This is a genomic window from Proteus sp. HMSC14B05, from assembly GCF_001808035.1.
GTDB classification, from domain to species: Bacteria; Pseudomonadota; Gammaproteobacteria; order Enterobacterales; family Enterobacteriaceae; genus Proteus; species Proteus mirabilis.
In genome coordinates, this window is record NZ_KV791983.1 from 24,986 (window position 1) to 46,768 (window position 21,783).

The 21,783-nt window shown below is 40.4% G+C and carries 17 protein-coding genes; 11 read left to right on the forward strand and 6 right to left on the reverse strand.

Annotation, left to right across the window (positions count from 1 at the left end):
• The first annotated feature begins 123 nt into the window (after positions 1-123).
• The gene (locus HMPREF3129_RS05895; RefSeq protein WP_004245908.1) at positions 124-495 is read left to right on the forward strand and encodes a diacylglycerol kinase; all 372 of its coding nucleotides are present in this window, start codon (positions 124-126) and stop codon (positions 493-495) included.
• A 127-nt stretch (positions 496-622) separates the two neighbouring features.
• Positions 623-1,234, forward strand: a complete 612-nt coding sequence (gene lexA / locus HMPREF3129_RS05900) for a transcriptional repressor LexA (protein WP_004245906.1) — start codon at positions 623-625, stop codon at positions 1,232-1,234.
• A gap of 188 nt (positions 1,235-1,422) precedes the next feature.
• On the opposite strand, the gene zur is transcribed toward lexA, so the two are convergent.
• Positions 1,423-1,953 carry a zinc uptake transcriptional repressor Zur gene (zur, locus tag HMPREF3129_RS05905; RefSeq protein WP_004249161.1) on the reverse strand — a complete coding sequence of 177 codons (531 nt, stop codon included), beginning with the start codon at positions 1,951-1,953 and terminating at the stop codon, positions 1,423-1,425.
• 341 nt (positions 1,954-2,294) lie between these two features.
• Positions 2,295-2,819 (reverse strand): single-stranded DNA-binding protein SSB1, encoded by a 525-nt coding sequence (gene ssb1, locus HMPREF3129_RS05910; RefSeq protein ID WP_004249162.1) that lies wholly within the window; start codon positions 2,817-2,819, stop codon positions 2,295-2,297.
• 252 nt (positions 2,820-3,071) lie between these two features.
• On the opposite strand from ssb1, the gene uvrA reads away from it, so the two are divergent.
• The 3 genes from uvrA (at position 3,072) to HMPREF3129_RS05925 (ending at position 9,301) form a co-directional block, all read left to right on the forward strand.
• Positions 3,072-5,906 (forward strand): excinuclease ABC subunit UvrA, encoded by a 2,835-nt coding sequence (gene uvrA / locus HMPREF3129_RS05915; RefSeq protein ID WP_036919181.1) that lies wholly within the window; start codon positions 3,072-3,074, stop codon positions 5,904-5,906.
• A gap of 652 nt (positions 5,907-6,558) precedes the next feature.
• A complete protein-coding gene (locus HMPREF3129_RS05920; RefSeq protein WP_004249166.1) occupies positions 6,559-7,890 on the forward strand; it encodes an SLC5/6 family protein in 1,332 nt (443 codons plus the stop codon).
• 61 nt (positions 7,891-7,951) lie between these two features.
• On the forward strand, positions 7,952-9,301 hold the full coding sequence (locus HMPREF3129_RS05925; protein ID WP_036919179.1) for an L-cysteine desulfidase family protein: 1,350 nt from the start codon (positions 7,952-7,954) through the stop codon (positions 9,299-9,301).
• A gap of 121 nt (positions 9,302-9,422) precedes the next feature.
• Here the strand turns inward: HMPREF3129_RS05925 and HMPREF3129_RS05930 are convergent, their stop codons facing one another.
• Genes HMPREF3129_RS05930 through dnaB form a run of 3 tightly spaced genes read right to left on the reverse strand, consistent with a single transcriptional unit; the run spans position 9,423 to position 13,213 of the window.
• Positions 9,423-10,616, reverse strand: coding sequence for an amino acid aminotransferase (locus HMPREF3129_RS05930; RefSeq protein WP_012368490.1), 1,194 nt, complete (start codon positions 10,614-10,616; stop codon positions 9,423-9,425).
• A 55-nt stretch (positions 10,617-10,671) separates the two neighbouring features.
• Complete coding sequence (alr, locus tag HMPREF3129_RS05935) at positions 10,672-11,763, reverse strand: alanine racemase (protein WP_004245898.1); 1,092 nt, start codon at positions 11,761-11,763, stop codon at positions 10,672-10,674.
• 40 nt (positions 11,764-11,803) lie between these two features.
• Positions 11,804-13,213 carry a replicative DNA helicase gene (gene dnaB / locus HMPREF3129_RS05940; RefSeq protein ID WP_004245896.1) on the reverse strand — a complete coding sequence of 470 codons (1,410 nt, stop codon included), beginning with the start codon at positions 13,211-13,213 and terminating at the stop codon, positions 11,804-11,806.
• 167 nt (positions 13,214-13,380) lie between these two features.
• Between dnaB and HMPREF3129_RS05945 the strand changes: the two genes are divergently transcribed.
• Positions 13,381-14,364 carry an NADPH:quinone reductase gene (locus HMPREF3129_RS05945; RefSeq protein ID WP_004245895.1) on the forward strand — a complete coding sequence of 328 codons (984 nt, stop codon included), beginning with the start codon at positions 13,381-13,383 and terminating at the stop codon, positions 14,362-14,364.
• 106 nt (positions 14,365-14,470) lie between these two features.
• On the opposite strand, the gene dusA is transcribed toward HMPREF3129_RS05945, so the two are convergent.
• Complete coding sequence (gene dusA, locus HMPREF3129_RS05950) at positions 14,471-15,505, reverse strand: tRNA dihydrouridine(20/20a) synthase DusA (protein WP_012368489.1); 1,035 nt, start codon at positions 15,503-15,505, stop codon at positions 14,471-14,473.
• A 500-nt stretch (positions 15,506-16,005) separates the two neighbouring features.
• Here dusA and HMPREF3129_RS05955 point away from each other — a divergent pair, with 500 nt between their 5' ends.
• The 5 genes from HMPREF3129_RS05955 to potC all read left to right on the forward strand — a co-directional run bounded on the left by HMPREF3129_RS05955 (position 16,006) and on the right by potC (position 21,749).
• On the forward strand, positions 16,006-17,070 hold the full coding sequence (locus HMPREF3129_RS05955) for an Abi family protein (protein ID WP_036919175.1): 1,065 nt from the start codon (positions 16,006-16,008) through the stop codon (positions 17,068-17,070).
• A gap of 225 nt (positions 17,071-17,295) precedes the next feature.
• Positions 17,296-18,570 carry a S8 family peptidase gene (locus HMPREF3129_RS05960; RefSeq protein WP_230506950.1) on the forward strand — a complete coding sequence of 425 codons (1,275 nt, stop codon included), beginning with the start codon at positions 17,296-17,298 and terminating at the stop codon, positions 18,568-18,570.
• A gap of 443 nt (positions 18,571-19,013) precedes the next feature.
• Positions 19,014-20,129, forward strand: a complete 1,116-nt coding sequence (potA, locus tag HMPREF3129_RS05965) for a spermidine/putrescine ABC transporter ATP-binding protein PotA (protein ID WP_004245891.1) — start codon at positions 19,014-19,016, stop codon at positions 20,127-20,129.
• Positions 20,113-20,973, forward strand: coding sequence for a spermidine/putrescine ABC transporter permease PotB (gene potB / locus HMPREF3129_RS05970; RefSeq protein WP_004250112.1), 861 nt, complete (start codon positions 20,113-20,115; stop codon positions 20,971-20,973). The genes potA and potB overlap by 17 nt, the downstream gene beginning before the upstream one ends.
• Entirely contained in the window at positions 20,970-21,749 is a 780-nt protein-coding gene (gene potC, locus HMPREF3129_RS05975) for a spermidine/putrescine ABC transporter permease PotC (protein WP_004245888.1), read from the forward strand. The genes potB and potC overlap by 4 nt, the downstream gene beginning before the upstream one ends.
• Positions 21,750-21,783: the final 34 nt, after the last annotated feature.

Genomic DNA, 21,783 nt, shown 5'->3' on the forward strand with positions numbered 1-21,783 from the left:
TGTAGCCTCTTATTAGCAATACTTCGAAAGCATAACAGAAAGTCTTTCGTAGATCTGTGGTGCTGTGACAATATTAATAGAGAAAAGTGGCAAAATAATCGTTTGTTTTCGATAGAGTTTATTATGGCTAATCAAAATAAAGGTCTTACCCGAATCATTAAAGCTGGTGGCTATTCATATCAGGGCTTACGCGCCGCTTGGATCAATGAAGCCGCTTTTAGACAAGAAGCTATTGTGACCTTAATAGCAATTATCCTTGCATTTTTTATCGATGTCAGTGTTCTAGAGCGCATTTTATTGATTGGTTCAGTCGTCCTTGTCGTTATTTTAGAACTGGTCAATAGTGCTATAGAAGCTGTCGTCGATCGCATTGGTACAGAACGTCATGAATTATCAGGACGAGCAAAGGATATGGGATCAGCTGCCGTTCTCGTCGCTATTATATTGGGATTATTTACTTGGGGAACCATTCTTTGGCATCATTTTTTTGCATAAAGTAAAAAAAATCGACAATTGTCGAAAAATAATGCAAAGATGCGTGTTTTATATGCATTTGTAGTTCCCAATCGGCATATACCTGTATATACTCACAGTCTGACTGTATAAACAAACAGGGGGCGGAATGAAAGCATTAACTGCAAGGCAGCAGCAGGTTTACGATTTGGTTCGTGATCACATTTCGCAAACGGGTATGCCACCAACACGGGCGGAAATCGCTTCCCAACTTGGTTTTCGCTCACCTAATGCGGCAGAAGAGCATTTAAAAGCACTTGCTCGCAAAGGCGTGATAGAAATTGTCTCTGGTGCGTCTAGAGGTATCCGTTTGCTACTTGAAGAAGAGCCTGAAGGCTTACCATTAATTGGACGAGTTGCAGCCGGTGAACCACTTTTAGCGCAAGAGCATATCGAAAGCCATTATCAAGTTGATCCTATGCTTTTTAAACCGAGCGCAGATTTTTTACTGCGTGTTAATGGTATGTCGATGAAAGATATCGGTATTATGGATGGCGATCTACTTGCTGTGCATAAAACACAAGATGTCCATAATGGCCAAGTGATTGTCGCACGTATTGAAGATGAAGTAACTGTAAAACGATTTAAGAAAGTCGGTAGTAAGATAGAACTGCACGCAGAAAATCCAGAGTTTTCACCTATTATCGTTGATTTACGTGAGCAGAGCTTTACTGTGGAAGGATTAGCAGTAGGGGTTATCCGTAACGGCGAATGGCTGTAATTTGTATCTAATTCATTCAATACAAATTATTGTACCAGATGCGCCGAAACCTCGTCCTCCAGTTTATCAGGGCGGGGAGAACGTCAAAAAGATGCAGATGATGTGTAAAAACATAAAATCATCTGCATTTTCTCTTTTTAATTTATACAAAAAAACATATGTTCCGCTGACTTTTATCTTTTATCTGCTTAACGAGGCTTATAGTCACCGGTTTTTTTCTGCTTAAGATTATCATCCATACTATGATCATGGTGACAACCTTCCGGATGTGTACAGGCTTGGGCTTCATGGCACTGAGCGCACAGCCCATGAATTTCAATCACACTATGGCGTAAATGAAAGCCATTATCTTTAGCGAGCGTACTGATCGCCCCTTCAATTTTATGACTACTTTTTTCTGTGACTGATAAGCAACGATCACAAATTAACATCACCGATGTATGCTCAGCATCATCAAAATGATGACAAAGCACATAGCTATTGGTGGATTCTATTTTGTGAATAAAACCTTGTTCAAGTAGAAATTCCAATCCACGATATACGGTAGGTGGTTTAGCTTGAGGCTCTACTTGGCGTAATAAATCTAATAAATCATAAGCGCTGATTGCGGTAGGTTGTTGCATGATCAGACGCAATACTGCCAGACGTTGTGAAGTCAGGCGAACACCTCGTTTCTGGCAGATCTTTTCTGCCTGAGCGAGCAATTTCTCTTCATTCATAGGATAGGATGCTCTCAGACGTGATTAATTGCGATGATCTTACCATATTTTTTTTGAGCAAACCTTTGTGGAAAGTGGGATTTTGAGAAAATAACGCTATAAATTGTCATTATCAGTAAATCAAATCTAACCATGGTGAAAGGGGCTAATACTCATTCACAAGACTTACCTTAACGCCAATGATGAACGAGTAATAGTCAATGGGAAATAGACAAGGTATGACAATATGATTGGCAAATGCGGGATAAGCATGAAACAAAGAAAAGCCCGTTAATGGTATAACAGGCTTTAGCGTTTGATGTTATATGACTTAGAAGATAAGGTAAGTTCTTAAGTAACCGTCAGAACGGAATATCGTCATCAAAGTCCATTGGTGGTTCATTACTTGGCGCTGGTGCCGCCGCTGGTTGTTGTGCTGGGCGAGATGGTGCGCCACCACTAAACTGTTGTGATGCTTGTGGTTGCTGAGGTTGACCCCAACCGCCTTGGCCTTGTGAAGGTGCATTATCTTGACCACCACGGCCACCTAACATCTGCATTGTGCCACCGATATTCACCACAACTTCAGTGCTGTAGCGATCTTGACCACTTTGATCTTGCCATTTACGTGTTTGTAATTGACCTTCAATATAAACTTGTGAACCTTTACGCAGATACTCGCCAGCAATTTCTGCTAGTTTGCCGAAAATGACCACACGGTGCCATTCGGTTTTCTCTTTCATTTCACCGGTTTGTTTGTCGCGCCAGCTTTCTGAAGTTGCTAGTGTCAGATTTGCCACTGCACCACCACTTGGCATATAACGGATTTCTGGATCCTGCCCTAAATTACCGATAAGAATAACTTTGTTAACGCCTCTGCTCGCCATGTGAGGTACTCCTGCGAAAGTAAATTTTTTGAAATCATAAGCGATGAAGTTTATCACGTAAGCTAAAATTTGAATATGATGAGTAATGAATTTCTCCATTGAGAACAGGATCGACATTTTGTTGTCTTAATATGGCAAATTTTCATTATCATTCAGTTTCAATATATATACTGTATATCCATTCAGCTAGTTTTGTGTCATAATTATCCGATTCTTTCTTTTTCGGCGACTCACTTAATCCGGGATATATTCATGGATAAAATCGAAGTACGGGGCGCTCGCACCCATAACCTAAAAAATATCAATTTGGTCATTCCCCGCGATAAACTTATTGTTATTACGGGACTTTCTGGCTCAGGTAAATCCTCTTTAGCCTTTGATACGCTTTATGCGGAAGGCCAACGGCGTTACGTTGAATCGCTTTCAGCTTATGCTCGTCAGTTTCTTTCCTTAATGGAAAAGCCTGATGTTGATCATATTGAAGGGTTATCGCCCGCTATTTCGATTGAGCAGAAATCGACATCACATAACCCGCGCTCAACGGTCGGCACCATTACCGAGATCCACGATTACCTACGTCTATTATTTGCACGTGTAGGTGAACCGCGCTGTCCTGATCACGATATCCCTTTAGCGGCTCAAACGGTAAGCCAAATGGTGGATAATGTTTTAGCGCAACCAGAAGGTAAACGCTTAATGTTATTGGCGCCAATCGTAAAAGAGCGCAAAGGTGAGCATGTAAAATTACTCAATAATCTTGCTGCACAAGGTTATATTCGTGCTCGTATCGATGGTGAAGTGTGTGATTTATCAGATCCCCCTACCTTGGAGTTACAGAAAAAGCACACCATTGAAGTGGTCATTGATCGCTTTAAAGTTCGTGACGATCTGGCTCAACGTTTAGCAGAATCTTTTGAAACGGCGCTTGAATTATCAGGAGGCACGGCAGTTATCTCTGATATGGACGATAGCAGTGCTGAAGATATTGTTTTTTCTGCAAACTTTGCCTGTCCTATTTGTGGTTATAGCATGAGTGAACTAGAGCCACGGTTATTCTCTTTTAATAACCCCGCAGGTGCGTGTCCTACTTGTGATGGTTTAGGGGTTCAACAATTTTTCGATCCTGATTTGGTGATCCAAAATCGAGAAATTTCTCTGGCCGGTGGTGCGATTAAAGGATGGGATCGGCGCAATTTTTACTATTTCCAAATGTTGCGCTCATTAGGCGAGCACTATCATTTTGATGTTGAAGCTCCCTTTGACTCATTACCCGACAAGATCCAAAAAGTGATTTTATCCGGTTCAGGTAAAGAAAATATTGAATTTAAATACACCAATGATCGAGGGGATGTTGTGGTTCGCCATCATCCTTTTGAAGGGGTATTAAATAATATGGAGCGCCGTTATCGTGAAACAGAATCGAGTGCGGTGCGTGAAGAGTTAGCTAAATATATTAGCAATCGTCCTTGTGCCTCTTGTGGTGGTACTCGCTTACGTCGCGAAGCTCGCCATGTGTATGTTGAAAATACCACGTTACCTGAAATTGCGGATTACAGTATTGGTCATGCGATGAGCTTTTTCCAAAATCTAAAACTCAGTGGTCAGAGAGCGAAGATTGCCGAAAAAGTATTAAAAGAGATTGGTGACAGATTAAAATTCTTGGTCAATGTGGGATTAAATTACCTCACTCTTTCTCGTTCAGCGGAGACATTATCAGGCGGCGAAGCGCAGCGTATTCGCCTAGCAAGCCAAATTGGTGCTGGATTAGTTGGGGTAATGTATGTACTTGATGAGCCTTCAATTGGTTTGCATCAACGCGATAACGATCGCCTACTGGAAACGTTGATCCACTTGCGTGATTTAGGTAACACGGTGATCGTCGTTGAGCATGATGAAGACGCTATCCGTGCCGCTGATCATATCATTGATATTGGGCCGGGTGCTGGCGTTCATGGTGGTGAGATAGTCGCTCAGGGTACACTGGAAGATATTGTTAATAACTCCAACTCATTAACCGGTAAATTCTTAAGTGGCGAACGCCGTATTGCTATCCCTGAAAAGCGTGTTCCTGTTGATCGCGAAAAAATGCTCACTATTTTAGGGGCGAAAGGTAATAACCTAAAAAACGTTAATTTAAAAATACCTGTTGGTTTATTTACTTGTATTACCGGTGTATCTGGCTCGGGTAAATCAACCTTAATTAATGATACGTTATTCCCCATTGCTCAACGTCAATTAAATGGCGCCACTAATAGCGTGCCAGCACCTTATTTAGACGTTGAGGGATTAGAGCACTTTGATAAAGTGATTGATATTAACCAAAGTCCTATCGGTCGTACTCCACGTTCCAACCCTGCGACTTATACCGGAGTATTTACCCCGATCCGTGAACTTTTTGCTGGTGTACCAGAATCACGAACTCGCGGTTATACGCCAGGTCGCTTTAGTTTTAACGTGAAGGGGGGGCGTTGCGAAGCTTGCCAAGGCGATGGTGTATTAAAAGTTGAAATGCACTTTTTACCTGATGTGTATGTGCCTTGTGATCAGTGTAAAGGGCAACGTTATAATCGTGAAACCCTTGAGATTAAATATAAAGGGAAAAATATTCACGAAGCACTAGATATGACAATCGAAGAAGCAAGAGAGTTTTTTGATGCGGTGCCTGCATTAGCGCGTAAGCTACAAACATTGATTGATGTAGGACTCTCTTATATTCGTTTAGGACAATCTGCCACTACGTTATCGGGTGGTGAAGCACAACGGGTTAAATTAGCCAAAGAGTTGTCAAAACGGGGTACAGGCCAAACCCTCTATATTTTGGATGAACCGACCACGGGTTTACACTTTGCCGATATTGAGTTACTTCTTGATGTGCTCCATCAGTTGCGTGATCAGGGTAATACGATTGTGGTGATTGAGCATAACCTCGATGTGATCAAAACCGCTGACTGGATCGTTGATTTAGGGCCTGAAGGGGGCAGTGGTGGTGGTCAGATCTTGATATCCGGTACGCCAGAGCAAGTTGCTGACTTTGAAGGCTCCCACACGGCAAGGTTTTTGAAACCAATTTTAGAGCGCGGTTATTAATAGCACTCGGTTTACGCACTTTTTGTCTAAACGCTACAAATTTTGTTTGTAGCGTTTTTCTTTATAAAAAGGAATTTGATATTTTATTAGAGAAATTAATTCTATTAGATAAAACTATTCTTTTTTCGTCAGTCACGCTGATAGCCGCTTTTTATATAATTAACACTCTTTTTATAAAAAAAAGAATAAATAGTTAATTCTGCTGTTTTATTACATTATTTTAACCAAATACGAGATAACAAAGCTAAATAGAAAGGATTATCATAGTATATCGTGATGCATAGCACAGTTTATTCATGGATTTGTTTCATTTGTTATACTTGACTATTATTGTATAACAATAGTGATATTTTGTTATATTTCAAAGTGTTATGTAAATCAAAAGGTTGCCGTAGGGGGAAGGTTATTATTTACTGTTCCCTTTGAACAGATAATCCTACTTTTCTCCTTGTGAGAGAATTATTTCCCAAAACGTTTTCAGCTATCACGATTTATAACAACTTTTTTCTCCGCAATATTTCCTATCATTTACCCATAATAAAAATACCTGCAAAAAGTAAGGCTATTAGGTCATCGCAAAGTTAGATAGTTCTTTTTACCCCCAAAATTCGTTTTGCTATTAACAATTACAATATAAAAAGTGAGTACTAATATGGAAACGGCTTCCTCAAAAACAGAGACAACAAGCTATCCCGCAACTAGTGCTGGCGCTCGCCGAGCAGGTATGACAGAAGAACAATGGCGTGCAGCAATTAAATTTGACGGCAATGATGTGGGCTGGGTTATCATGAGTATCGGTATGGCTATCGGTGCAGGGATTGTTTTTTTACCTGTACAGGTTGGCTTAATGGGATTGTGGGTTTTCTTACTTTCCTCCGTGATTGGTTACCCCGCAATGTACCTTTTCCAACGCCTATTTATTAATACGTTGGCTGAATCTCCTGAGTGTAAAGACTACCCAAGCGTTATCACCGGTTATCTCGGTAAAAACTGGGGTATTTTATTAGGTGCACTCTATTTTGTGATGTTAGTGATTTGGATGTTTGTCTATTCCACAGCTATCACGAATGACAGTGCTTCTTATCTACAAACTTTTGGTGTGACTGACAGTTTATTATCAGAAAATCCATTCTATGGTCTGATTTTAATCTGTGCGTTAGTGGCTATTTCTTCTCGTGGTGAACAATTACTGTTTAAGCTATCAAGCTTTATGGTAATGACAAAACTACTAGTTGTTGCGGCATTAGGTCTTTCAATGATTGGTATGTGGCATCTGTATAATGTTGGCGCATTACCCCCTGCCGGACGTTTAATTAAAGAAGCCATTATCACACTACCTTTTACATTAACTTCTATTTTGTTTATCCAAACATTAAGCCCAATGGTTATCTCTTATCGTAGTCGTAACCAAAATCGTGAAGTAGCGCGTCATAAAGCATTACGTGCAATGAATATCGCTTTCGGTGTGTTGTTCTGTACGGTGTTTTTCTATGCAATCTCCTTCACATTAGCAATGGGACATGATGAAGCAGTAAAAGCTTATGAGCAAAATATCTCTGCATTAGCGATTGCGGCAAAATTCTTCCCTGGCGGTTGGGTAACCGTAGTGAGTGTAATGTTGAATATTTTCGCAGTAATGACCGCATTCTTTGGTGTCTATCTCGGTTTCCGTGAAGCCACACAAGGGATTGTGATGAATATTCTGCAACGCATGATGCCCGTTGAAAAAATCAATGAAAAATGGGTACAAAACGGCATTATGATCTTTGCTGTGCTGTTAGCTTGGGGCGCCATTATTCTCAATGCACCAGTACTGAGCTTTACCTCAATTTGTAGTCCTATCTTTGGTATGGTCGGTTGTCTTATCCCTGCATACCTAGTGTACAAAGTACCGATGTTACATAAATACAAAGGCGCATCACTTTATCTGATTATCTTTACGGGTCTGCTACTTTGTGTTTCTCCGTTCTTGGCATTCTCATAGTCGTCAACTGCGGTTCGAGTTAGCTGTTATTAAAAACGATATTAATCCAAGGTGTTAGATTATGAGCCAGAACAATAATTCTCATTTATGGTCGCAGTTTATTCGTCAATTACGTGAAGGTGTTAAGCCAGCAGTAGGTTGCACTGAGCCGATTTCATTGGCATTAGCTGCGGCAAAAGCAACCGCATTATTAGCTGAGCCTGTTGTTGGTATTGAAGCGTGGGTTTCGCCTAATTTAATGAAAAACGGAATGGGCGTAACAGTACCAGGAACGGGAATGGCGGGATTACCCATCGCGGCTGCATTAGGGGCGACAGGGGGCAATCCGGATGCTGGCCTTGAAGTATTACTTACAGCATCACCACAAGCTATCGCTCAGGCTAAGACATTGGTTGCAGAAGGAAAAGTGACGGTTGGCGTGAAAACGCCATGTAGTGATGTACTCTACTCTGAAGCAAAAGTATATGGTCAGTCAGGTTATGCCATTGTCAGTATTGCTAAAGAGCATACCCATGTTGTGCGCTGTGAGTGTAATGGCAAAGTTGTTTTTGAGGATAATAAAACGAGTTTGACTCATGCCGGGGATAGCGTAGAAGAAAAGCCTTTTGCGACGGTTTGTGCTGAAGATATTTATCGCTTTGCACTCAATGTACCTATAGATCAAGTCGCCTTTATGCTTGATGCGGCTTATCTAAATGGTGCTTTATCAGAAGAAGGGCTAAAAAATAGTTATGGATTGGCGATAGGGCGGACGCTGGTTTCACAGCAAGAGAATGGCTTATTAGGTAAGGATTTACTGAGTGAAATCATGATAAGAACGTCTGCCGCTTCAGATGCACGTATGGGGGGCGCTGTATTACCTGCTATGAGTAACTCAGGCTCCGGTAATCAAGGCATTGCTGCAACATTGCCGGTAATGGTAGTTGCTGAATTTATTCAAGCAGATGACGAAACTTTATTACGGGCATTAGTTTTATCGCACTTAATGGCGATTTATGTTCATAGCCATTTCCCACCTCTGTCTGCATTGTGTGCGGCAACCACTGCATCAATGGGGGCGGCTGCGGGTATGGCATGGCTACTGACTAAAGACTTCACCACTGTAAGTATGTCAATCAACAGTATGATTGGTGATATTAGTGGCATTATCTGTGATGGCGCCTCGAATAGCTGTGCAATGAAAGTATCAAGTAGTGCGGCGAGTGCGTATAAAGCCGTTTTAATGGCGATGCAAAATCAAAGTGTAGCGGGCACTGACGGGATTGTCAGTGATGATGTTGATAGTTCAATTGCGAATCTCTGCGCATTAGCCAGTCGTGCAATGCAATATACAGATATTCAAATTATTGAGATCATGGAAGAAAAAGCACGCCGTAATGCCGGGGAAAAGCAGCAAGCTGTCAATGCATAAAAGGCAAAGACCTAAAAAGACAGTGAAAAATGTTGTAATGCAGTAAAGAAAATACCTGCTTATGAAAATAGGCAGGTATTTTTTTAAGCTAATATCAGCAACGAATGGTTGGTTATATTAATTAACTGACGGCTGCAAAGGCTTGTGCAATGCGCTGCACATTATTGTTATTGACACCCGCCATACAAACACGACCTGTACCAATCAGGTAAATACCAAACTCTTCACGTAATCTATCTACTTGCTCTGGTGAAAAGCCGGTATAACTGAACATACCGCGTTGTGTTAATAAATGATCAAAGTTTTTCTCAGGTAATGCTTCTTTTAAGGCATTAACTAAAGTTACACGCATCTCTTTGATGCGGTCACGCATATGAGCCACTTCTTTTTGCCATTGTGCGGTTAATACATGATCTGATAAAACTTGATTAACCAGTTGTGCGCCATAGTTAGCAGGACTTGAATAGATACGACGTGCGCCCGCTTTTAATTGCCCTAATACATGCTCACACTCTTTCGCGTTATCACATACAATCGATAAGCCACCCGCCCGTTCCCCATAAATCCCGAAGATTTTAGAGAATGAGTTACTGACTAATACAGGTAACCCTGCTTTTGCCATAGCGCGAACCGCATAAGCATCATCATCTAAACTTTCAGCAAATCCCTGATAAGCAATATCAAGGAAAGGGATTGCTTGACGCGCTTTGAGGATCTCAATGACCTGATCCCATTGTGCTTTGGTGAGATCGGATCCTGTTGGATTATGGCAACATGGGTGCATCAGTACGATGCTTTTTTCAGGAAGTTTTTTAAAGCAATCTATTAATGCATCGAATTTGACCCCTTTGGTTTCGGGATCAAAATAAGGATAATAATTTACTTTAAAACCGGAGCCCGCAAAAATAGACGCATGATTGTCCCAAGTGGGATCACTGATCCAAACTTCAGAGCTTGGAAAATAGCGATGTAGAAAATCTGCGCCGACTTTTAGCGCTCCGGAGCCACCTAATGTTTGTATGGTAGCAATCTTTTTGTCTGCAATAAGCGGGTTATCAGCACCAAAAAGGAGAGTCTGTACTTCGTGGCGATAAGGGGCGAGTCCTTCCATTGGCAAATACAGTGTTGCGGTAGGTGTCATCGCATTAAGCTGCTGACGCGCCACAGACACAGTGCCTAGAATGGGGGTTTTGCCTTCTTCATCATAATAAAGACCAATACTTAGGTTAATTTTATCTTGACGTGGATCTTTATTATAGACATCCATTAATGAGAGAATCGGATCTCCCGCAAACGCTTCAACCTGTTGAAACACGGCTTTTATTCTCCAATCACTTTTTGTGTGCCAGATAGATACAATATCTTGTGTGCTATTGTTCGTCTAGGTATTCCATAATGACGCGCGAAGTTAATTTGGTAATTAATTCGTACGCGCTAATACCACTATATTTGGCAATTTCTTCTACGGGTAGCACATCTCCCCATAAAATAGCTTCATCACCGACACGATCAATTAGCTCAGATCCCAAATCGACGCTGATCATATCCATAGAAACGCGTCCAACAATCGGCACTTTTCGACCGTTGATCCAAACAGGAGTACCAGAAGGTGCACTACGTGGGTAACCATCACCATAACCGATAGCAATAACACCCAGATAAGTATCTTTTTCACTTACCCATGTACCACCATAACCAACGGGTTCACCTGCTTTATGTTTACGAACCGCAATAAGGCTCGTTTTTAGTGTCATTGCCGGGGTTAAACCAAAGTCTTTACCTGTTCTGTTATCACCCGTTGGTGAGATACCGTATGTGATGATCCCAGGGCGAACCCATTGATAATGGACTTGTGGCCAAAATAAAATTCCCGCAGAAGCTGCGATAGATTTATCACCCGCTTTATCTTGGATAAAGGCTTGAAATAGCTGAATTTGATTTTGTGTGACTTCAGGAATATCAGGCTCATCCGCGCGACTAAAATGACTGACCAAATTGACGGGTTGTTGGACATTTTTACAAGCACAAAGTCGTTGATAAAAAGCCTCAGCTTCTTCAGGACGGACGCCTAAACGATGCATTCCAGTATCGAGCTTCATCCAGACTTTTACGGGTTCTTCTAAATCAGCATTTTCTAACGCTTCGAGTTGCTCTTCACTATGAACAACAGTCTCAATATGGTTAACCACCAAAATGGGTAAATCAACAGCATCAAAGAAGCCTTCAAGTAGTAGGATGGGTTTCACAATCCCCCCACTACGTAATGTTAAAGCTTCACCGATACGTGCTACGCCAAAACAATCAGCATCATCCATTAAAGTATATGCTGTTTCTAATAACCCATGACCATAAGCGTTTGCTTTCACGACAGCTATCAGGTGGCTATGTGGTGCATAGTCTCTCACATGCTGAAAATTGTGACGCAGAGCGCGGCGATCTATTACTGCGGTTGCCGCTTTCATGTTATTTCTCTATTTCCTTTTATTCCGTCAAGGTGGATGGTTATTCGTCGTCGTAAGCAGGGCCTGCGTAGTTATCAAAGCGAGACCATTGACCATTAAAGGTTAGTCTTACCGTACCGATAGGGCCATTACGCTGTTTACCAATGATAATTTCTGCCACCCCTTTTAGGTCGCTATTTTCGTGATAAACTTCGTCACGATAGATAAACATAATCAAGTCGGCATCTTGCTCAATAGAGCCGGATTCACGTAAGTCAGAGTTAACTGGGCGCTTATCAGCACGTTGTTCCAAACTACGGTTTAACTGTGACAGAGCGACAACAGGAACCTGTAATTCTTTAGCTAATGCTTTCAAAGAGCGTGAAATTTCAGCAATTTCTAAAGTTCGGTTCTCAGATAATGAAGGTACTCTCATTAACTGCAAGTAGTCAATCATGATTAGGCTTAAACCGCCATGTTCACGATAAATTCTTCGGGCACGAGAGCGCACCTCGGTGGGGGTTAAACCAGAGGAATCATCAATATACATATTACGTTTTTCAAGCAAAATACCCATGGTACTTGAAATACGCGCCCAATCTTCATCGTCAAGTTGCCCAGTACGAATACGGGTTTGATCCACGCGAGACAATGAAGCGAGCATACGCATCATGATTTGGTTACCTGGCATCTCTAAGCTAAAGATAAGTACAGGTTTTTCTTCCGTCATTGCCGCATTTTCGCATAAGTTCATCGCGAAGGTGGTTTTACCCATAGAAGGACGTGCTGCGACAATAATTAAATCTGATTTTTGCAGTCCGGCGGTTTTTTTATCCAGATCTTGATAGCCACTGGATACCCCCGTCACACCATCATGAGGTTTTTGGTAGAGTTGCTCTATTTTTTCAACGGTTTCTTCTAAAATGGCATCAATTGCTTTTGGCCCTTCATCTTTATTGGCGCGGGTTTCGGCAATTTGAAAGACGCGAGATTCAGCAAAATCGAGCAGATCTTCGCTGGTGCGTCCTTGGGGATCAAATCCAGCATCAGCAATTTCATTGGCGACTTTGATCATATCGCGAACGACAGCACGCTCACGTACAATGTCGGCATAAGCGTTAATATTGGCTGCACTTGGCGTATTTTTGGATAGTTCTGCTAAATAAGCAAAGCCTCCAACGCTTTCTAATTCTGCGTTTTGTTCTAGTGCTTCTGATAAGGTTATCAGATCAATAGGTTTACCCAGCTCAAGTAAACGCTGCATTTGCGCAAAAATAGTGCGATGAGGTCGGCTATAAAAATCATCGGCAGTGACACGCTCGGAGACATTATCCCAACGCTCGTTATCTATCATTAGACCGCCTAACACCGATTGTTCGGCTTCTAGCGAATGGGGGGGAAGCTTCAACCCTTCCATTTGGCGATCTTTTATCTCAGACATTAGCTTGTCAGTGGTCTTGTTTCTGGCCATAAATCCTGCACAAAGTCGAAAAAATATCAATCAGCGCATTAGTATACGCTAACCCAATAATCTGTGCCTTGTAGAAATAACGATCATTTGTCATTATCTCTACAGGTCGTTACAACGCTGGTTTATATAATCCTAGGTCAATCATCAATCTTATAAAGGAGATTACGATGGCTAAACGCATTCAGTTTGCAGCTCATGGTAATGCCGATGTACTCGAGCTAACTTCATTTACCCCCGCCCCTCTAGGCGATAACGAAGTACAGGTTGCCAATAAAGCCATTGGCATTAATTATATTGATACTTATGTGCGTAGCGGATTATATCCAGTAGAGCATTTCCCAAGTGGCTTAGGAACTGAAGCTGCCGGTGTTGTGATTAAAACAGGCGCTCATGTTACTTCACTTAAAGAAGGGGATAGAGTTGTATATGCACAATCTCCATTAGGCGCCTACAGCGATACGCATAATGTACCAGAAAATAAAGTAGCTCGCCTGCCTGATAATATCTCTTTTGAACAAGCCGCCGCCTCTTTTTTGAAAGGATTAACGGTTTATTATCTATTCAATGAAACATACAAATTACGTGCAGGGGAAACCTTTTTATTCCATGCAGCGGCTGGTGGCGTCGGGCTAATTGCCAGCCAATGGGCGAAAGCGATTGGCGCTAAAATGATTGGTACTGCAGGCAGTGATGAGAAAGTGGCTAAAGCTAAGGCCGCAGGTGCATGGAAAGTGATTAACTATCAAACTGAATCTATTGTTGAACGTGTCCTTGCGCTCACCAATAACCAAAAAGTACCCGTTGTGTATGATTCTGTTGGCAAAGCAACTTGGTTGGATTCGTTGCACTGTTTGCAACGCCGAGGCTTAATGGTCAGTTTTGGTAACGCTTCTGGTGCGGTAACAGGGGTTGATTTAGGTATTCTTAATAAATTGGGTTCACTTTATGTTACTCGTCCTTCTATTTCCGGCTACATTACGACGCGCGAAGAGTTAGATGCAGCAAGTGAAGCACTATTTACGTTAATTGGTCGTGGTAAAATTGATGTCAGTGTGCCAGATAATCAGAAATTTGCATTAGCTGATGCTAAAGCCGCACACCGTTATCTTGAAAGTCGTCAATCTCAAGGTTCAAGTCTATTGATCCCATAGTTTTTAAAGGTTACAAGTATAAAAAATCCATCTTTATTAACTGATTAACTAAATAGTTGATTAAGCAATTTGAGTAAGATGGATTTTTATCACGGGTTAAAAAGGACTATTTTTCGGTCACAAACTTAAGCGCATTCTCTAGCACGGTTAAATCAGCACCTTGTTTGTGGGCATTTTCACTTAAATGACGACGCCATTGTCTCGCCCCAGGAATACCTTGGAAAATTCCCAACATATGGCGGGTGATATGACCTAAATAAGTGCCTTGTGAGAGCTCTTTTTCAATATAAGGATACATGGCTTTTACGGCAGCGACGGCATTAGCAACAGGTAACTGATTATCAAAAAGCACGTGATCCACATGAGCCAATATTGAGGGATTTTGATAAGCTTCGCGACCTACCATAACACCATCCATATATTTTAAGTGCTCCTGCGCCTCTTCTAGTGACTTAATTCCCCCATTAATTGCCATAGTGAGATGCGAGAAATCACGTTTTAATTGATAAACACGAGGATAATCTAAAGGAGGTACTTCGCGGTTTTCTTTGGGGCTTAATCCCGATAACCAAGCCTTGCGAGCATGAATAATAAAGGTATCGCAGTTATTATCACGGCTGACGGTATCAATAAAATCACATAGAAATTGATAGCTATCTTGGTTGTCGATGCCAATACGTGTTTTTACCGTCACAGGAATATCGACCACATCACGCATGGCTTTCACGCAATCTGCAACGAGTTGTGCTTCACCCATTAAACAAGCACCAAAACGTCCATTTTGTACCCGATCAGAAGGGCAACCTACATTTAAATTAATTTCATCATAGCCACGCTCTTGTGCCAATTTTGCACATTGCGCTAACGCTTGTGGATCACTGCCGCCAAGCTGTAATGAGATCGGGTGCTCTTCGTTGCTATATTTTAAATAATCACCTTTGCCATGAATAATGGCACCTGTTGTGACCATTTCAGTATACAGCAAAGTATTTTTGGTAAGCTGGCGAAAGAAATAACGGCAATGGCGATCAGTCCAATCGAGCATAGGTGCAACAGAGAAGCGATTAAGTGGGTAATTCCCTTGAGTGCCCTGTGTTTGCTTGTTTTCTAGTGTTTTATCGGTTGGTGTATTTTCGTGCATTATAACCCATTTTAGTGTGTTTTCTCTTTATCAGGACACCAATGAGGACACCAGATTTTGGTGTTTTACTGAGAGTAAGAGAGGATTTATATCGAGATGGCTTACTATAGCATAACAAAATGTGATAGAGCAGGTGGTGTGATCTTTCCCTAAAACGAGACCGATATAATTAGATTTTATGTACGAAGCTTAATTATTGATGAACTAATCTAGGTTTAATTATTAGAGGGTTGAACTTAATAAACAGAAACAGAGTACTGTGCTTAAGATATCAATGGATAAGTTATTAGATCGAAAAGGGCTCCTACCTATAAGGAGCCCTTCGAAAATATCTCGCTAACGGGGTCTAAGACCAACCAGCTTCACACTGTACCGCGCTTTCAATCTAGTGACGTTTCCGTCGATGATTAGATTCTAGTCAATTCCCGATTGATGTCAAGTAGCTTGTTCTTCATCGGATGTATAGATATACTTTTTTATCATCAGAGTGGAATATCAATATGCCTGTAAAATCAATAATTAAGATGCTATCTAACTCTCGACTCTCTACTTACAAACAACCACACTTATGCGATGTAAGCGATGAACAAAGCTTAGGGTTATATGTGTGGAATAAACAGTTATCAGGTCTCTTTTATCCAGTACTTCAAGTATTAGAAGTCTCTTTGCGTAATGCTATCAATAATGCTTACATCGAATACCATGAGCAGTTAGTCGAAGCAAATTATCAACCACAAGATTGGGCTAAAGAGAAAGCCAAAATAGACCAGTTTTGGTTTAGTAATTCTTATACAAATCAAAATAATAGTAAGGGGTTTCAACAGATAGTTAAAGCTAAGAAGGATTTAGTTAGAGAGGGTAAAGCTATTACTCCTGATAATCTAATTGCGAAACTAACATTTGGTTTTTGGGTTCACTTAACAGACAAGAATCATCGTTCAAGCCAATCCCTTGCTAATCCTCCTATTATCGAGCTTTGGCCAAAGCTTAATAATTTTGTTTTTCCATATGCTAAGGACTTAAATGGTACCTCTTTGAGTATTAACCATATTAGCTCAAATTTATTTGAAATAAATAGGCTTAGAAATCGTATTGCGCACCATGAACCTATCTGGAAAGCAATAGATTTGTTTGATTCTGATGACAGCATAAATATGGTTATTTCACATTACGAACGATGCTTAAAAGTCATTCATTGGATTAACCCTAACAATTTAAAGTTATTATCTGTCATAGACAACGACAAATTGATGGGAATAGCTTGCACTCAACATACGCTATGGCGAAGTAAAATGTTAGCATCGGGACTTTATTCTGTTCCAGATATCATTAAATGGAAAGAAAGACATGAAATCAACACCAGACGCAAAGGTGAAGTCGTTAGTGTGACAGCAAATTATGCGATTATACGCTGTAAAAAGTCACATCAGATATTTTACACCAACCAATCAATGCAAAAGAGACGAAAAGCTTGGCCTTTAACGGTTGGTATTGATGTTACTTTCATTCCAAAACCAGCCTCAGCTCAAGGCAACCATCCCAATGCGACTCAAGTAAAACAATGAAAAAGATTTATATTGTGCACTCACTGGTCTGGATCTTTGATCCCATTCAAATGGAAGTGCATCCTGTCTAAGAAAAACTAAATTATTTAATGAGTATAAATACACAGTATATTATCTTAATAATTAAATTTATCTCAATGCTATTAAAAATGAAAATAGCCAATGCTCAAAAATCTACGTTATAAAACAAAAGTAAAAATAAAAAATAGAAAAGGAGCATTGGTTATGAATATTGAAAGGAAAATACTAGTCAAACTAAAAAATATACATTCACTTGATCAAAATAAAAAACTATTACGCTCTGGTTACCATAATCAATATAATACATTTTTATCTAATATTTCTTTTGTTCCAGTATTATCGTCATCACAATTACCACCTAAAAATCATCTTTCTCTTACATCAAATCATTTAAATGATTACTATTATTTAAATTTACCCAATGATAACACATATACATTAGATGAAATTATTAAAATATTAAAACAACATCCTGATATAGAATATGTGCAAAAAATTCCAAAATTACCTGTACAGCCACCTAATATTACGCCGGATTTAACTCGCCATCAGCATTATTTAAAAACCCCCAAAATAAAATCAAATGAAATAACTGGGTTAGGTATTATAGACGCTTGGAATAAAAATGCTTATGGACAAGGTATACAGGTGGCCGATATTGAGTGGGATTTTGATTTATCACATCCCGATTTGTTAGCTAATAATATCACGCCACTTTTTCCTTTAACTGAAAAAACCGATCAAGCCGACCATGGTACGGCAGTGGCGGGGTTAATTATGGGGAAAAAAGACGGTAAAGGTATTACTGGGCTTGCTTATAAATTAGATATGTTTTATGCCATATCAGAATTAAGCAGTGGTCGTATTGAAGCAATTATTGCCAGTAAACAGAAATTACACGCGGGTGATATTGTTTTATATGAGATGCAGACAGTTTGTGAACATCATGCTTATGTTCCTGCTGATTATGAAATGCATATCTGGGAGGCAACTCGTACATTAACAGAAGCGGGGATTATTGTGATCATGGCTGCCGGCAATGGGGGGGTTGATCTCGATTTACCTTTTTATGATAGCTATCGTCAACGTAGCGATAACCACTCTATACGTGTCGGTGCGGGCTCGCCTTATACGCTAAATCGTTTACCTTTCTCAACGCATGGCTCCCCCATTCATGTGCAAGCATGGGGAGAAGATGTGACCACTGCCGGATATGGTGATCTTTTTCATGGTGACGGGAATAACAAATATATGGCTAATTTTAGTGGAACATCATCAGCCTGTGCATTAGTCGCGGGGGCGGCTGCGGTTATTCAATCTTGGTATAAAGATAAAACCAACACGGTGTTAACGCCAATAGAGATGCGAGAGCTACTGATTAAAACAGGAACCTATCCATCATTAAATGAAAAGATAGGCCCTTTGCCTAATGTAAATAATGCCATCTTACATTTAAAAAATTTAATCCAATATAATTAATAGAAAGGATACCTTCTATGGCTTAAGACTATGGAAGGTATTTTTAGTATTTATCTTGCTGAAAATAATCTTTTTTAAGTCTGTTTTAGACTTGAAAATACCGCGATAGAATGATTTGTGATAAAAAATTTATTTAATCATAAATTAAAATAATTTATTAGTATTTATGCTTATTATTAATTATTTGATTATATTCTATTTTTTGTTTTTTATAACAAAGTCGAGAGTTATGATGAAAAGCTTAAAAATGAATAGTTTTTCATAAGAAATGTACCTTTTTGCTTTCAATTTTACCTCACTACGTTTATCATTTGCCCCTTGTACTATACATACGGCGTTGCTGGTTTTGGGCTTCTGTGGAGCATACTGCTCCGGCAGCTCACACAGTCTTTTCCGGCGGCGGTTCTATCTGCATTATTCTTCGGGATAGAGTATTACCTTAAATGACTGAGAAAACATCTCTGACACCACTAGTCGAATTAAAATCCTTAAGTAAAGGTTTCGACGGAAAACAAATCATTTCCCGCCTCGATCTGACTATCAACCATGGCGAGTTTTTAACCATACTCGGCCCTTCAGGCTGTGGTAAGACGACGGTATTACGTTTAATTGCGGGCTTAGAAGACGCGGATGATGGACAAATTATCCTAGATGGACAGGATATTACCCATATTCCAGCAGAACAGCGTTTTGTAAATACCGTTTTCCAAAGTTATGCCCTGTTTCCCCATATGACCGTATTTGAAAATGTGGCTTTTGGTCTACGTATGCAGAAAACACCTGCTGCAGAGATCAATAGTCGCGTTATGGAAGCGTTACGTATGGTGCAACTGGAGGACTTTGCCCAACGCCGTCCTGCTCACCTTTCTGGTGGTCAACAGCAACGCGTCGCGATTGCACGGGCGGTGGTCAATAAGCCGAAGGTATTGTTGTTAGACGAATCATTGTCTGCTCTGGATTACAAATTACGTAAGCAGATGCAAAATGAGCTAAAAGCCTTACAACGAAAACTGGGGATCACCTTTATTTTCGTCACCCACGATCAGGAAGAAGCACTGACTATGTCAGATAGGATCGTGGTAATGAAAGAAGGGCGTATTGAGCAAGACGGCACGCCTCGAGAAATCTATGAAGAGCCAACTAACTTATTCGTTGCTCAATTTATAGGTGAAATCAATATCTTTGATGCACGTGTCCTACATCGTATTGATGAGACACGTATTAGAGCGGATGTTGAAGGGCACGAATGCGATATTTATACGCAATTACCTGTTACTCAAAATCAGCAACTGAAAGTGTTACTCAGACCAGAAGATCTGCGCGTTGAAGAGATACACGATCTTGAAAACCTTCCGGGACTTATCGGTTATGTTCGTGAACGTAACTATAAAGGCATGACGCTAGATTCTGTTGTTGAAATGGAAAATGGCAAGATGGTGATGGTGAGTGAATTCTTTAATGAAGATGATCCGGATGTTGATCACTCGTTAGACCAAAAGATAGCGGTAACTTGGGTTGAGAGCTGGGAGGTCGTGCTGGCTGATGAAGAAAACACGTAAACTATTTCAAAACATCGTTATTACTGGTGTTGTGGGTTGGTTAATGGTGTTCGTCTTCTTACCGAATATCATGATCATCGCCACCAGTTTTTTAACCCGTGATGATGCGAATTTAGTCGAGATGGTTTTTACACTCGATAACTATTATCGCTTATTTGATCCAATGTATGCAGAAGTATTACTGCACTCTATTAATATGGCATTGGTAGCGACCTTAGCTTGTTTAATATTAGGTTATCCTTTTGCTTTTTTTCTGGCAAAAATGCCTAAGAAAATACAACCATTACTGCTGTTTTTATTAATAGTTCCCTTTTGGACTAACTCACTTATTCGTATTTATGGGTTAAAGATTTTTCTTAGTACGAAAGGCTATTTTAATGAGTTTCTATTGTGGATAGGGCTTATCGATAAACCGCTAAGGATTATCTATACCCCAGAGGCGGTAGTATTAGGGTTGGTTTATATTTTATTACCTTTTATGGTTCTGCCACTCTATTCCAGCATTGAAAAACTGGATAAACCCTGTTTGGAAGCGGCTCGAGATCTCGGTGCGAATAAATTACAGACCTTTATTCGTATTATTATCCCATTAACTATGCCGGGGATCATCGCAGGTTGTTTATTGGTAATGTTACCTGCCATGGGCTTATTCTTTGTGGCGGACTTAATGGGGGGCGCGAAAAACCTACTTATTGGTAACGTAATAAAGAGCCAATTCTTAAATATTCGCGACTGGCCATTTGGGGCAGCTACCAGTATCTGTTTAACACTGGTGATGGGGTTAATGCTATTTGTGTATTACCGAGCCGTAAAACTACTGCATAAGAAGGTAGAAATAGAATGATAGGACGGTTATTGCGGGGTGGATTTATGTCCATCATTTACGCGTATCTTTATATCCCGATTATCATTCTGATAGTTAACTCTTTTAACTCATCACGTTTCGGGATCAACTGGAAAGGCTTTACCACTGACTGGTATACCATTTTATTAAATAATGACAGCCTGCTACAAGCTGCAGGGCATTCATTAACGATGGCAGTCACCTCAGCAACCTTTGCGACGTTAATTGGTTCATTGGCTGCGGTGGCGCTTTATCGTTATCGTTTTCGTGGTAAAAAGTTTGTTGGTGGTATGCTGTTTGTGGTGATGATGTCGCCAGATATTGTGATGGCGATTTCATTATTGGTTTTATTTATGCTATTAGGCATTTCCTTAGGGTTTTGGTCATTACTGGTGTCGCATATTACCTTTTGTCTGCCTTTTGTGGTGGTCACGGTCTATTCGCGACTCAGTGGTTTTGATGTCAAAATGCTTGAAGCCGCTAAGGATCTAGGGGCGGGTGAATTTACTATTTTACGTAAAATCATTATGCCATTAGCGATGCCAGCAGTAGCCTCGGGTTGGTTATTAAGCTTTACGTTATCGATGGATGACGTGGTTGTCTCTTCTTTTGTGACTGGACCAAGCTATGAAATTTTACCATTAAAAATTTACTCAATGGTAAAAGTGGGTGTTTCACCGGAAGTGAATGCACTGGCAACCATCCTTTTAGGGCTATCATTAGTATTAGTATTAATTAGTCAGTTGATCTTACGAGATAGAACTGGCAAAGCGTAATTTAAAAGTATTAGTGCGAGTTTCTCGCACTTTT

Bases quoted from the DNA above. Each gene is read 5' to 3' on its own strand.
- HMPREF3129_RS05895 (WP_004245908.1), top strand. From the start codon at position 124: ATGGCTAATCAAAATAAAGGTCTTACCCGAATCATTAAAGCTGGTGGC.
- lexA (WP_004245906.1), top strand. From the start codon at position 623: ATGAAAGCATTAACTGCAAGGCAGCAGCAGGTTTACGATTTGGTTCGT.
- zur (WP_004249161.1), bottom strand. From the start codon at position 1,953: ATGAATGAAGAGAAATTGCTCGCTCAGGCAGAAAAGATCTGCCAGAAA.
- ssb1 (WP_004249162.1), bottom strand. From the start codon at position 2,819: ATGGCGAGCAGAGGCGTTAACAAAGTTATTCTTATCGGTAATTTAGGG.
- uvrA (WP_036919181.1), top strand. From the start codon at position 3,072: ATGGATAAAATCGAAGTACGGGGCGCTCGCACCCATAACCTAAAAAAT.
- HMPREF3129_RS05920 (WP_004249166.1), top strand. From the start codon at position 6,559: ATGGAAACGGCTTCCTCAAAAACAGAGACAACAAGCTATCCCGCAACT.
- HMPREF3129_RS05925 (WP_036919179.1), top strand. From the start codon at position 7,952: ATGAGCCAGAACAATAATTCTCATTTATGGTCGCAGTTTATTCGTCAA.
- alr (WP_004245898.1), bottom strand. From the start codon at position 11,763: ATGAAAGCGGCAACCGCAGTAATAGATCGCCGCGCTCTGCGTCACAAT.
- dnaB (WP_004245896.1), bottom strand. From the start codon at position 13,213: ATGGCCAGAAACAAGACCACTGACAAGCTAATGTCTGAGATAAAAGAT.
- HMPREF3129_RS05945 (WP_004245895.1), top strand. From the start codon at position 13,381: ATGGCTAAACGCATTCAGTTTGCAGCTCATGGTAATGCCGATGTACTC.
- dusA (WP_012368489.1), bottom strand. From the start codon at position 15,505: ATGCACGAAAATACACCAACCGATAAAACACTAGAAAACAAGCAAACA.
- HMPREF3129_RS05955 (WP_036919175.1), top strand. From the start codon at position 16,006: ATGCCTGTAAAATCAATAATTAAGATGCTATCTAACTCTCGACTCTCT.
- HMPREF3129_RS05960 (WP_230506950.1), top strand. From the start codon at position 17,296: ATGAATATTGAAAGGAAAATACTAGTCAAACTAAAAAATATACATTCA.
- potA (WP_004245891.1), top strand. From the start codon at position 19,014: ATGACTGAGAAAACATCTCTGACACCACTAGTCGAATTAAAATCCTTA.
- potB (WP_004250112.1), top strand. From the start codon at position 20,113: ATGAAGAAAACACGTAAACTATTTCAAAACATCGTTATTACTGGTGTT.
- potC (WP_004245888.1), top strand. From the start codon at position 20,970: ATGATAGGACGGTTATTGCGGGGTGGATTTATGTCCATCATTTACGCG.